The sequence below is a fragment of the Citrobacter youngae genome, from assembly GCF_003818115.1.
Lineage (GTDB): Bacteria > Pseudomonadota > Gammaproteobacteria > Enterobacterales > Enterobacteriaceae > Citrobacter > Citrobacter youngae.
Window position 1 is genome coordinate 269395 of the sequence record NZ_RPOI01000010.1, and the last position, 12778, is coordinate 282172.

The window sequence follows — 12778 nt, forward strand, 5'->3', positions numbered from 1 at the left end:
CAAGTTTAACAATGCCATGAAACACCCGCTTGAATCACTGATGACCGCCGCCGGGATACTGCTGTTGGCTCTGCTTTCCTGCCTGCTGCTGCCCGCCCCTTCGCTTGGCCTGGCGTTGGCGCAAAAGTTAGTCACAACCTTTCATTTAATGGATCTTAATCAGTTTTATACTTTGTTGTTTTGTCTGTGGTTCTTGCTTCTCGGGGTGATTGAATATTTTGTACTGCGCTTCATCTGGCGGCGTTGGTTCTCGCTGGCAGAATAGACCCGCGAGAACCCGTATACCGTTAATGTGTGCGGCTGTGATTTTCTTTACGATACGCCCCAGGCGGCTGGCTAAACGTACGGGTAAAAATACGCGTGAAAGTCTGCTGCGAATCGAAGCCATACTTCAGACAGATATCGTAAACTTTTTGGTCGGTATCGCGCAGATCGCGTGCCGCTAATAATAGCTTACGTTCACGGATATAACGCCCGAGGCTCTCGCCTTTGTACTGCAAAAAAAGGCGTTGCAGATGCCATTTTGAATACCCCGCATGGCGCGCAATATCATCAATGCGCAAGGGTTGGTTCAAATTATCATCAATCCATTCAACAATCGTATCAATTACCTGAGCAGAAATCGTCATCATGCTCTCCCCTCTGTTCATTGCGTTGCCTGCTGCCACCAGGCCGTAAACTGTTGGTCCGGTTCGGACAGTGCTACCGGCTCACCCAGCATCGGCGTCAGCAATCGGTAATGTTGGCGGCGACTGGCAAGTGCCAGTCTTTTGTAGGGATCATCCCAGGTGTGTTTTGCCAGAACGAAGCGACCCGCATGTCCGGGTAATACCGCTTTCGCGTGGAGATCGGCCGCGGCCTGGGCGGTTTCTTCCGGCATCATATGAATGAACTTCCAGTCCTGGTCATACTGACCATTTTCCATGATTGCCAAATCGACCTTGCCAAACTGCTCGCCAATCGCTTTAAAATGCGGCCCGTAGCCGGAGTCACCGCTGTAGTAAACGTTCTGTTCCGGCGTTTCAAACATGAAACTGGCCCACAGCGTTTGGTTACGTTTAATCCCCCGGCCAGAAAAATGGCGGGCCGGCAGGACATGGACGATCAGCGAGTCCGTCACTTTGACGGATTGATTCCAGTCACGTTCCTCAATAATCTCGCTGTTCATTCCCCAGTAACGCAGGTGCGATCCCACGCCAAGTGGCGTAATCACGCGCTTAATCTTCGGCATCAGGGCCTTGATGGTGGCGAGATCCAGATGGTCATAATGATCATGCGAGATAATAAGAAGATCGATCTCCGGCATCGTCTGCGCGGTCCACGGATACTCACCAGCAAAAGCTTTATTCAGGAATGAAAACGGTGCGGCATAATTGCTCAACACCGGATCAATAAGAATACGCTGGCCCGCCAACTGTAAATACCACGAGGAATGTCCCAGCCAGACAAGGGTATCCTGCTCTGGCGATAAACTGGCGAGATCGGTCGCAACAAGTGGCAACGGCTGCGCGGGTCGCGCGTTTTCTCGCTTCGCGATCAGAAACTCCCACCAGGCCGCCAGCATACCTTTGTTGCCGGTATAGCCCGGGGTCGGGACCTGATTATGAAACTGTCCATCACGATAGTATGGCGACTGTTCAACCTGACTCAGTTGTGCTCCTTGCGGCGCCTGACCAAATCCGGCATTGAGGACAAACGGTAAACTTGCTGCTGCGGCAATGAGCATAATAACAACCACACAAACTGTGAGACGCTTCATATCCTGACCTTAAACGCGCCCCCTTTCCGCTGGGTTGCGCGACTGACTCTTGATTATGAGTGAGTAAGCACTCATTATAGAAATCGAAAGTTTGTCGTCAAGATGATTTTCAATCTTTGACATTCGCCGTTGCGGTGCTGCAAAGGCCGTGATTCAATCCTATTTTTTACAGACTTAGGGGTAAAGTGTAGTGGCTCGTCCGAAGAGTGAAGACAAAAAACAGGCATTACTGGAAGCTGCAACCGCAGCATTTGCACAATCAGGCATTGCGGCCTCTACCGCCGTAATTGCCCGCAATGCAGGTGTCGCAGAGGGAACATTGTTTCGCTATTTCGCAACAAAAGATGATCTGATCAACGAGCTTTACCTCCATTTAAAGCAAGACCTCTGCCAGTCAATGATGGCAAATCTGGATCGCTCAGTGACCGATGCCAAAACCATGACTCACTACATCTGGAACAGCTACATCAGTTGGGGTCTGGACCATACTTGTGGACATCGCACTATCCGCCAACTGGCCGTCAGCGAAAAGATCAGCAAAGAAACCGAACAGCAGGCTGATGATATGTTCCCGGAACTGCGCGATTTATGTCATCGTTCCGTTCGCCCTGAATTTATGTCTGACGAATATCGTGCCTTCGGTGATGGGCTTTTTCTTTCACTGGCAGAAACAACCATGGAATTTGCCGCCCGCGATCCTGCCCGCGCGAATGAATATATTTCGATGGGGTTTGAGGCCATGTGGCGCGCGCTGACCCGCGAGGAAAAATAATGGACGGCCAAACGCTGCATGCTTGTGCTAAACGTATTGCGCTCGAACTGCCTTTTACTGAGCAATGCTGGCCGTTCGGCCCGGAATACGATGTCTTCAAAGTCGGCGGTAAGATTTTTATGATTGTCTCAGAGCAGCGCGGTCGTCCGTTGGTTAATTTGAAATCAGACCCACAAAAATCACTGCTGAATCAGCAGATTTACCGCAGTATCGAACCGGGCTATCACATGAATAAAAAGCACTGGATATCCGTCTACCCCGGCGATGATATTAGCGAGTCATTACTGACTGACCTGGTGAACGACTCATGGCATCGGGTGGTAGACGGCCTGCCTAAGCGGGATCAAAAACGCCTGCGGCCTGGCTGATTTATCGTTAGCGTCGATAAGTGTTTTTGCATTTTTCGGTCTTATCATTTTCCCGCTAACCCTGTACCCTGCTGAAACAAAACGTACCCGCAGGGTATAAAAAACCACCAGGAGTAGTTATGGATATTGTTTCTGTCGCCTTAAAACGTTACTCCACTAAGGCATTCGATCCGACTAAAAAACTGACCGCTGAGCAGGCCGAAAAATTAAAAACACTGCTGCAGTTTAGTCCGTCCAGTACCAACTCTCAGCCATGGCACTTTATCGTTGCCAGCACTGATGAAGGTAAAGCGCGGGTGGCCAAGTCCGCAGCCGGCGGCTTTGTGTTCAACGAACGTAAAATGCTGGATGCTTCCCACGTCGTGGTGTTCTGCGCCAAAACGGCGATGGACGATGCGTGGCTGGAGCGCGTGGTGGATCAAGAAGAGCGCGATGGACGCTTCGCCACCCCTGAAGCCAAAGCCGCAAACCACAAAGGTCGTACCTTCTTTGCTGATATGCATCGCAAAGAACTGAAAGATGACAACCACTGGATGGCAAAACAGGTGTACCTGAACGTCGGTAACTTCCTGCTGGGCGTTGCAGCAATGGGTCTGGATGCAGTGCCGATTGAAGGCTTTGATGCGGCAGTGATGGATGCAGAGTTTGGTCTGAAAGAAAAAGGTTACACCAGCGTTGTCGTGGTCCCGGTGGGTCATCACAGCGTAGAAGACTTCAACGCCGCCCTGCCAAAATCACGTCTGCCGCAAGAAACGACGCTGACAGAAGTCTGATCCCCACATTTGCATAAGCTCCACACAGCGGTCATCATAGACCGCTGTTTATTAAGGAGACATTATGCAGGAATTGATATCTCAGGTAGAAGAACTCGGCATTGAAATAAATCACACCACCTCGCTGGTGATGATTTTTGGCATTATTTTTATCACCGCCATTATTGTTCACGTTATTTTGCACTGGGTGGTATTACGCGCATTTGAAAAACGTGCCAGCACCAGTTCCCGTCTGTGGTTGCAAATTATCACGCAGAACAAATTATTCCACCGTCTGGCGTTTACGCTACAAGGTATCATCGTCAATATACAGGCCACACTCTGGCTACAAAAAGGCAGTGAAGCGGCAGATATATTAGTGACTTGCGCACAGCTGTGGATCATGATGTACGCCCTGCTGTCCCTGTTTTCTCTGCTGGACGTTATTCTCAACCTGTCGCAAAAACTCCCTGCCGCATCCCAGTTACCCTTGAAAGGTATATTTCAGGGTATCAAACTGATTGCCGCCATCCTCGTCGGGATCCTGATGATTTCCCTGCTGATAGGCCAATCGCCGGCAATACTGATAAGCGGTCTGGGTGCCATGGCAGCCGTATTAATGCTGGTGTTTAAAGACCCGATTCTCGGTCTGGTGGCCGGAATACAGCTTTCAGCCAACGATATGCTCAAGCTTGGTGACTGGCTGGAAATGCCGAAATACGGCGCAGATGGTGCGGTTATTGATATTGGCTTAACCACCGTAAAAGTGCGCAACTGGGATAACACCATCACCACTATCCCCACCTGGTCGCTGGTATCAGACTCGTTTAAAAACTGGAGCGGGATGTCGGCTTCCGGTGGTCGGAGAATTAAACGCAGCATCAGCATCGATGCCACCAGCATTCATTTTCTTGATGAAGATGAACGCCAGCGATTGCATAAAGCGCATCTGCTGAAACCCTATTTAACCACGCGTCACCAGGAAATCAGCGAGTGGAACCAGCAATTAGATGCGCCTGAGTCCGTATTGAATCATCGCCAGATGACCAATATCGGCACCTTCCGGGCTTATCTGAACGAATATTTACGCCACCACCCGCGTATTCGCAAAGATATGACATTAATGGTGCGCCAACTTGCACCAGATGACCACGGTTTACCGATTGAAATTTATGCGTTTACCAATACGGTGGTGTGGCTGGAATATGAAAGTATTCAGGCTGATATCTTCGACCATATTTTTGCCGTCGTCGAAGAGTTTGGTTTACGCATTCATCAATCCCCTAGCGGAAATGATATTCGCGCCCTGGCAGGTGTCTTTCAGCGTTAATCGGTAGCATGAAGAAAGGACCGATCTCATCACCAGGATGAGATCGGTTAGATATTAGCGGGACTTGCGACGCAGCAGTTTGAAGGCCACGAACAGGAACAGGATCCACACGGGCAGCAGGATAGCGGACAGGCGCATATCATCCATGGTGCACATCAGCACCAGAATCATACCAAGGAAGGCGATGCACACGTAGTTACCCGCCGGATACAGCAACGCTTTAAACTGAGTATCACGCCCCTTACGACGCATTGCCGCCCGGAAACGCAGGTGCGCCAGACAGATCATAATCCAGTTCAATAGCAGCGTCGCAACCACCAGCGCCATCAACAGGCTGAAGGCTTTTTGCGGCAACACATAGTTGATCAGCACCACCAGCGACGTAATCGCGCCGGACAGAATCAATGAGTTTACCGGTACGCCACGACGGCTGACTCGGGTTAAGAACTTCGGTGCATTTCCCTGTACCGACAGACCAAACAGCATACGGCTGTTAGAGTAGACGCCACTGTTATACACCGACAGCGAAGCCACCAGGATGACAAAGTTCAGCGCAGAAGCCACCACGTTGCTGTCAAGATTATGGAAAATCATCACAAACGGGCTGCTGTTGGATTTCACTTCCACCCACGGATACAGCGCCAACAGCACCACCAATGAGCCGATGTAAAACAGCAAAATACGATACACCACCTGGTTTACCGCTTTCGGGATACTTTTTTGCGGGTCCTGCGCTTCGGCAGCGGTAATTCCGATCAGTTCCAGCCCCCCAAACGAGAACATAATCACCGCCAACGACAGGATCAGTCCATTCCAGCCAGTCGCGAAAAAGCCGTTATAACGCCAGAGGTTATCGATGCTTGCATGTTCGCCACCGTTGCCGGAAACCAGCATCCAGATACCAAAGCCAATCATGCCGATAATCGCCAGGACTTTGATCAGCGCAAACCAAAATTCCGTTTCGCCATACAGACGCACGTTGACCAGGTTGACCGCATTGATAATCACGAAGAAAGCCGCGGCCCAAATCCAGGTTGGGACATCAGGCAGCCAGTACTGCATATAAATTCCGGCTGCGGTGAGTTCTGCCATGCCAACCAGCACAAACATCACCCAGTAGTTCCAGCCAGACAAGAAACCCGCGAACGGACCCCAGTATTTATAGGCAAAGTGGGCAAACGATCCGGAAACGGGTTCTTCAACCACCATTTCGCCCAGCTGACGCATGATCAGAAACGCGATAATCCCGGCAACACCGTAACCGAGTAATACAGCAGGTCCCGCCATCTGAATAGCCGGGCCGATTCCCAGAAACAAGCCTGTACCAATTGCGCCGCCCAGCGCAATTAACTGAATATGGCGGTTTTGCAACCCCCGCTGAAGCGTCGGTTCATTCGTCGACGCGGCATCAGACACGCTGGTGTCAGATGCAGTTGACGCGTTTTTCACGCCCTACCCCTGTGTGGTTTTTATTGAAGGGGCTTCTTTTAACATTTCAACCTGGTTGTCGCAAGGCGCAATCGTTTGGATACGCCGGGCATCCTTGCCCAACGCACCGAGGCCCAGGAAAAAAATCAGAAGTCGTAACTGACGGAAACCTTCAGCGTGCGTGGCTCGCCCTGGAACAGATAAGTCCCGGTATCATCAATACCTGACCAGTAATTCTCGTTGGTGACGTTATCGACCCCTGCACGCAAAATCATCTGGTTCTGATTTTGATTGAGTGACATACGGTAACGCACACCTAAATCCAGTGTGGTAAAACTGTCGAGTTTCTTGGTATTTGCCGCGTTGGCATACTGAGCGCCAGAATGGTTCAGCCGTGCCGTCGCGGTGAGTCCTTCAACAGGTTTAATATCATATTCAGCCCCCAGCACCGCATAGAAGTCCGGTACGCCGATTGCCGTCTTACCGTTGTTGACACCGTTTTGATTTTTACTGAGCGTCGCATCCAGCCACGTTGCACTGGCGTTCAGCCGCAGTCCTAACACCGGTTCACCAAATACATTCAGCTCCACGCCACGATTACGCTGCTCACCGTTGATTGCGTAATACCGGGTCTGGCTATCCAACTGCGCAACCGGCATTTTGATTTCAAACAGCGCCAGTGAACCGCCTACACGCCCAAAGTCTGTTTTGACCCCAACCTCATTCTGTTTTGCATGGATGATTCCGGTGCTTTGACCGTAGTTCACCGCACTGCTTGGCGCGGTGCTGCCAGGCTGTAGCGATTCGGTATGATTCGCATAAAGAGAAAGTTCCTGCCACGGCTTATATACGACACCGTACGTCGGCATCCAGCGGCTGTCATCAAAACTGTTCTTAACGTTTTCAGCGCCTGTTTCTTTGTTGTAATCACGTACCACGACCTTTTGGTGGCGGGCACCGACGGTAAACAGAAGCTGATCATCAAGCACGCCCAACGTATCGCTGAGTAACCACCCCTGGCTACGCGTACGTCCACTGGTTAACGGATCGCTGTAGTTACCTCCCGTCGCCGTCACCGCTGGTTTTGCTACAGCTTGCGTATCGTAGATATTGACGTCCGGACGTGCGGCACGTGACCCCATGCGCCAGGCGATTTTGTCTTCTTTAGTGACGGCGGAATAGCCTACATTAACCTTATGTGACACAAAACCCGTATCAAAATTCCCGCGCAGCCCTGCCATCCCGCTGAACGCATCAATAATACGATTGGTATCAAGGCGTCCGGCTTTGGCGTCACCGGCCTGGTTGTATATTTCCGGGGCACTGTACAAACCAATTTCATGCGCGTGCTGCGCACCTAAACCAGCATAAGCGATCCAGTTATCGGTCAGATCATATTCCGTGCGCGCCATTCCGAACTCATTTTCAATATCGCTATAACCCCATCTCTGGCTATAGTTGTGCGTATTTTTCGGCAGATCGGGGACAAATGGCACATAGTAGACATTGATCCCCATGTTACCGCCGTGAAACGTCTTTTTTTGATACCCGACGTCTAATGAACTGCGGAAACGGTCGCCACGGTAATCCAGTCCCAGCGATGCCAGCGTGGTACGACGTTTATCGTCGTCAACCGCCCCCTCCCCTTCACGATGCAACAGATTCACACGGGCGCCGGCCTGGTTATTGTCACCAAAACGACGTCCGGCATCGAGCGACGTTCCCACCTGTGAGTCACTGGTGTAGTCCATACCAAGGCGTGTGATCGGCGTATCGTCTGCATGCTTGGGTTCAAGATTAATCATCCCGCCAACGCCGCTACCGGCCGCGCCATTGAGCAATCCATTCGCGCCTTTAAAGATTTCAACGCGATCGATCATCTGCGTATCCACCACCTGGCGCGGCAGCACACCTGATAATCCACCAAAGGTCATATCATCGCCGTCAAGTTTCAGACCGCGAATACGGTATGTCTCTGCGTAGTTACCGTAGCCTTGCACCGCCTGCACGCTCGCGTCATTGGCGACAACATCGGCTACGGTCTTAGCTTGCTGATCTTCGACCAGTTTTGAGGTGTAGCTTATAACGTTAAATGGCACATCCATGGCATTTTGCTGACCAAGCATCCCCAGCCTGCCGCCATTGGCGACCTGGCCGTCGAGGAAAGCAGGCAGTAACGTATCGCCACCGGGTTTAAAATCACGTCCCTCTGCAGCCTGTACGACAATGGTATCTTCCGCTTCTGTCGGGGTTTCAGCAGCATTCACCGTGCCGGAAAGCGCGCCAATAGTAGCGGCCAGCACAGTTTTTCTCATTAATTGTGCGTATGTTTTAGTGTTGTCCATAGCCATGCCATTAAAAGTCTGACGACGTTGCCGGAGAGCGCCCCGGCAACATGTTGTTATTATTTATTCAGATCAATACGCACCACGTTATCTGGCGCGGAGGTGGAGTGGTCTTTATTGAATTTCTGTTTCACGGTGACAAACAAGGTTTGGCCATCAGCAGAGAGCAACAGGCTGTTTGGATTGGGGAGGAGCTCCCAGCTTTTCTTCACGCTGTAATCCGTTGCGTTCAGGCTAAGCAATTTTCCGGAATCACGCTGGGTAATATAGATTTCATTACGCTTCGCATTGAATTTCACCGCCAGAGAATCCCCGATATCCAGTTGTTTGAGCAGCTTGCCCGTATGAATATCCAACACCAATGTCGTTTTCGCTTTGGAATTGTCGGTGACAAACAGGCGACCGGTTTGCGGGTCTTCCGCCATATTCAACAGCAACGCGGGTTTATCGCCCAGCGGCTGCCAGCGTTTTTCAACGCGCTGAGTACGCGGGTTGATAACCAGGATTTCACCGCCGCCATTTGCCGCATAAATACGCTGCGTCATTTCTGAGTAATGCAGTCCGGTCATCCATTTACCGGTATTTTTAATCCGGGTTTTTAGTTTCAGCGTTTCGGCATCAACCACCCAGATCACCGCCGGATCGGCAACGGCGCCAATATAGAGCAGACCGTTATGCAGCAGTACCTGACGCGCACCGTATGGGAAACCTTGCGGGTTACGTTCCGGGAACAGCACGCGATTCTTCACTTTGCCGTCTGCGGCATTCAGCGCGCTTAGACCACCATCCAGAGAGTTGGTGACATACACCGTTTTACCGTCTGGCGAGATAGCCATACCAAAGTTTTTCAGATCGGTGTGGCTCAGACCGATGGTCTTCAGCGTTTGCGGATCCAGCTTGTAAACCACCCCACCCTGAACATCTTTGAACCCTTCCGCGCTGGCGACGTACAGCGCATCACCCGCAGGACTCAGCGCCATTTCATACAAGCCGTCAGCCAGTGCGCGTTGCTGAATATCCGTTGCTGCCGGTGCGATTGCTTTTTCCTGTGCCAGCGGGTTACTGGCTGGCGTGGCGTTAGCTGTGCAGCCGCTCAATGCAACGGCAGCCAACAATGCCAGAGCGGATGTTGTTTTTTTCATTGTCAGGATCCTTACCAGAATTCACGCAGATTGTTAATATCAAAAGAGAATGAGAACTATACGCATTATCTTTATCAGATCAAGAATAATTAGCCGGTGAATAAAAAAGATGAAACGAGGGTTTAAAGACATGAAGAAGTGCGCGCCAGTACCGCTTTTTCATAATTACAGTTAATTATTCTGGACGAAAAGGCATCGCAGGCCACAGAATGCACTTTACTGTTTTTCCAACATTTTCAAACGGGTGAACCTGTCGTGGTTCAGTCACTCGTTTTTGAACCACGCCAGGCAACGACTGTCATGAATAAGATCATTAAACGACTTGAGATCGTCAAAAGCGCCATCGAACTGGAAGATGAAGAGATTATTTTCCAGCAGCTGGCGCATCTGAAAAATGAACCTTTGCCAGTCATTCCCGGCGTCATCGTGCAGGCGATTGAAGAACGGCGTTTCGGCGATGCCCTGCGTGAAATTACGCACTGGCTACAATCCCAGCGCGCAGTATCAACGTGGCAGGACCCCGGCATTGCCGCCAGTAAGCTCGAACTGAAAGCGCTTGAAACCCAACTGCGTGATCTGATTGATAAGCGCAACACGCGCATTCAAATCCTCGATGATTTCAATGACCTGTATCATCTTCGCCTCGGACCGTTAATGAGCCGAATTCTCGAACTGCGTAAGCAGTTGGCCGCCAGCGCACAACGTAAGCAGGAAGCAGAACGAAAACGTCGCGAAAAAGATTATCAGTCCTGTCTGCACTATATTTCACAGGCCGTTGATCAACTGGCGAAACTCAAGCAGCACTGGGTAAATCTGAGTTCGGACTCCCGCGAATCCGTGGAAACTCGCCAGCGCATTCAGCAACAGACTGAGCTTATCACCGCCCTGCTGGCGGAAATTCGTGAACTGGAAAACGACTTTTCTCGCCAGGACGACAGCGCGACCCGTCAGGCACAGGAGGAAGCCAGCCACGAATATGATGAATATCAGGAACAACAGCAGGATGCGCAGCACCGCTACACCCGCGACCAGCGGCTTTCAGCGGATGAACGTAATGAGTTAAAACGCCTGTGGCGTCAGGCCAGTCGCCTTTGCCACCCGGACGTGGTAGCGGATGACCTGAAAGAGAAAGCCCATCAGATGATGGTGCAGCTTAATCAGGCACGACAAAATGCCGATCTGGCCGCAGTTCGGGCATTGCTGACCCAGTTACAAAGCGGACTCGAACCGATGATGGCAAGTGATCGATTAAACGATCTGCAGCATTTACGTAGCAAGATTCAGCAGCTCAGGGAGCAAATTAATGCGCTGCTCAAAGAGATTAGCGATCTGGAAGCGGAAAACGCCTGGCGTCTTGCTACTTCAGTAACAGACAAAGAAGCCTACTTCTCCGATCAGCAACGGGCACTGACCGAAATCCGCACTACGCTGGAAATGCAGGTACAACAAGTGGAGCAAGAGCTATTGGCTGGCTGAGAAAATGCGCGTACAAAAAGCAGACAAAAAAGCGGCTGCAAGACTGATTTTCAGATTAAGCACAAAAAGCTTACTTCAGATTAAACACCTTAAAATATTAACAAAACAAGAATATAAATCTAAATTATTTTCATTTTCAGCCCATTAATTCAAATTAAACACTATTTTCTCCTTCCAAACATTTAGCTCCTTCCCTGCCCGGCCTTTGATTAAGAATTCTCCTGGTTGTTTCCTACCCCGTTAAGAAAATCACATATCTGTTTGAAATTAATAACAATTAACAGTATTCCCCTTCTAAACCTATAGGAATCCCCTGTCATTATCGAATCGACGGACACAAAACTTCGCCGATCAATAAGCGAAATCTATCAATCATCTTCACAGAGGTGATATAAACGATTTATCTTAAATTTTAACAAAGTGTAATATCCACTTTAAGAATAGTTAATGATTTAAATAAAGACAGATATTATCTGTTGATATCCGAATAAATAAGGATACGTTCAAAGCAAAGAGCGAAATATACCCGTCATACTTCAAGTTACATATGCGTTGGCTGCGTTAGTTCACCTCAGCCACATAGTATCTGTACGCCAGGGAATTCTCTCCCCGGACTTCCTGTAGCTTGAATTATTTAGGGCATACGAGAATTAATTAACATTTCATGCATCGCGAGAAACTCTTTTTTAACCAAAAAAAGAGGCGACTGCTTGCACCAAAATTTCAAGGAGATCGTTATGTCTAAAGCTATTTTTTTGGGTGACTCAATTTACCCCTGGCTAGGCATGCGAGAAATCCTACGTGGCTCATCATTATATATTGATATCGCGTACCATTCCTCCCAGACGCTTTCTGCCGTCCAAACGCTATCTTATGAAACGGATTGCATCATTATTAATCCTGACAAGTCAGATTTTTTAAAATATGCCAGGATTATCCGCAACATGGCTATACGACCATCCACAACGATCATCGTGTTAGCCGATGAAGCCACTTTTTCTATTTTTCAAACAGTGTGCGGAATGGCCCTGCAGTTCCTCGATCAGGACACCAGTCTTGATCAGCTATTGCAAACAATCACTCGTATCATCGACAGAAAAAATCCACGCAATATCAAAGAACTACAAACAAAAATAACGACCAACGAATTCAATGTGATGATGATGCTAGCCCGCGGGTGGTCACTGGCACAAATCGCCGGAGTATCGCAAAAAAGCGAAAAAACAATCGGGGCGTACAAAAGCAACATTGCCAGAAAGCTGGGTAAAAGTAATACCCGGCTCAAGTACACCATTTCTCACTATAGCCAGCCGTAACTGACTTATTTAAGGATAGTAATCACAGTTAATTATTAACAGATTTTCTTTCGGCTCATTTTTTAATTCCGCCTGGCCCGGAAGGGATCG

The 12778-nt window shown here is 49.7% G+C and carries 12 protein-coding genes; 7 read left to right on the forward strand and 5 right to left on the reverse strand.

Features of this window, described 5'->3' with window-relative positions; genetic code table 11:
- Positions 1–16: 16 nt before the first annotated feature.
- Positions 17–265, forward strand: a complete 249-nt coding sequence (locus EHN13_RS10050; protein WP_061067481.1) for a DUF1158 family protein — start codon at positions 17–19, stop codon at positions 263–265.
- A gap of 22 nt (positions 266–287) precedes the next feature.
- Here EHN13_RS10050 and EHN13_RS10055 read toward each other — a convergent pair whose 3' ends face one another.
- Entirely contained in the window at positions 288–629 is a 342-nt protein-coding gene (locus EHN13_RS10055) for a RamA family antibiotic efflux transcriptional regulator (RefSeq protein ID WP_005122005.1), read from the reverse strand.
- A gap of 17 nt (positions 630–646) precedes the next feature.
- Entirely contained in the window at positions 647–1759 is a 1113-nt protein-coding gene (locus tag EHN13_RS10060; RefSeq protein WP_124021330.1) for an MBL fold metallo-hydrolase, read from the reverse strand.
- Between the two features lie 190 nt (positions 1760–1949).
- Between EHN13_RS10060 and EHN13_RS10065 the strand changes: the two genes are divergently transcribed.
- The 4 genes from EHN13_RS10065 (at position 1950) to EHN13_RS10080 (ending at position 4981) form a co-directional block, all read left to right on the forward strand.
- On the forward strand, positions 1950–2531 hold the full coding sequence (locus tag EHN13_RS10065) for a TetR/AcrR family transcriptional regulator (RefSeq protein ID WP_048212348.1): 582 nt from the start codon (positions 1950–1952) through the stop codon (positions 2529–2531).
- Entirely contained in the window at positions 2531–2899 is a 369-nt protein-coding gene (locus EHN13_RS10070) for an MmcQ/YjbR family DNA-binding protein (protein WP_048212349.1), read from the forward strand. Before EHN13_RS10065 ends, EHN13_RS10070 begins: the two co-directional genes overlap by 1 nt.
- Before the next feature lie 119 nt (positions 2900–3018).
- The gene (nfsB, locus tag EHN13_RS10075) at positions 3019–3672 is read left to right on the forward strand and encodes an oxygen-insensitive NAD(P)H nitroreductase (RefSeq protein ID WP_061067479.1); all 654 of its coding nucleotides are present in this window, start codon (positions 3019–3021) and stop codon (positions 3670–3672) included.
- A gap of 64 nt (positions 3673–3736) precedes the next feature.
- Positions 3737–4981, forward strand: coding sequence for a mechanosensitive ion channel family protein (locus EHN13_RS10080; protein ID WP_124021331.1), 1245 nt, complete (start codon positions 3737–3739; stop codon positions 4979–4981).
- 54 nt (positions 4982–5035) lie between these two features.
- Here EHN13_RS10080 and pheP read toward each other — a convergent pair whose 3' ends face one another.
- The 3 genes from pheP to EHN13_RS10095 all read right to left on the reverse strand — a co-directional run bounded on the left by pheP (position 5036) and on the right by EHN13_RS10095 (position 9896).
- Positions 5036–6430 (reverse strand): phenylalanine transporter, encoded by a 1395-nt coding sequence (gene pheP / locus EHN13_RS10085; protein ID WP_061067477.1) that lies wholly within the window; start codon positions 6428–6430, stop codon positions 5036–5038.
- 125 nt (positions 6431–6555) lie between these two features.
- Positions 6556–8754 carry a TonB-dependent receptor gene (locus EHN13_RS10090; RefSeq protein ID WP_124021332.1) on the reverse strand — a complete coding sequence of 733 codons (2199 nt, stop codon included), beginning with the start codon at positions 8752–8754 and terminating at the stop codon, positions 6556–6558.
- A 59-nt stretch (positions 8755–8813) separates the two neighbouring features.
- Complete coding sequence (locus tag EHN13_RS10095) at positions 8814–9896, reverse strand: YncE family protein (protein WP_061067475.1); 1083 nt, start codon at positions 9894–9896, stop codon at positions 8814–8816.
- A gap of 300 nt (positions 9897–10196) precedes the next feature.
- Here EHN13_RS10095 and EHN13_RS10100 point away from each other — a divergent pair, with 300 nt between their 5' ends.
- Both EHN13_RS10100 and EHN13_RS10105 read left to right on the forward strand, forming a co-directional pair.
- A complete protein-coding gene (locus EHN13_RS10100) occupies positions 10197–11372 on the forward strand; it encodes a coiled-coil domain-containing protein (RefSeq protein ID WP_048212354.1) in 1176 nt (391 codons plus the stop codon).
- A gap of 737 nt (positions 11373–12109) precedes the next feature.
- Positions 12110–12688, forward strand: coding sequence for a helix-turn-helix transcriptional regulator (locus EHN13_RS10105; protein ID WP_061067473.1), 579 nt, complete (start codon positions 12110–12112; stop codon positions 12686–12688).
- Positions 12689–12778: the final 90 nt, after the last annotated feature.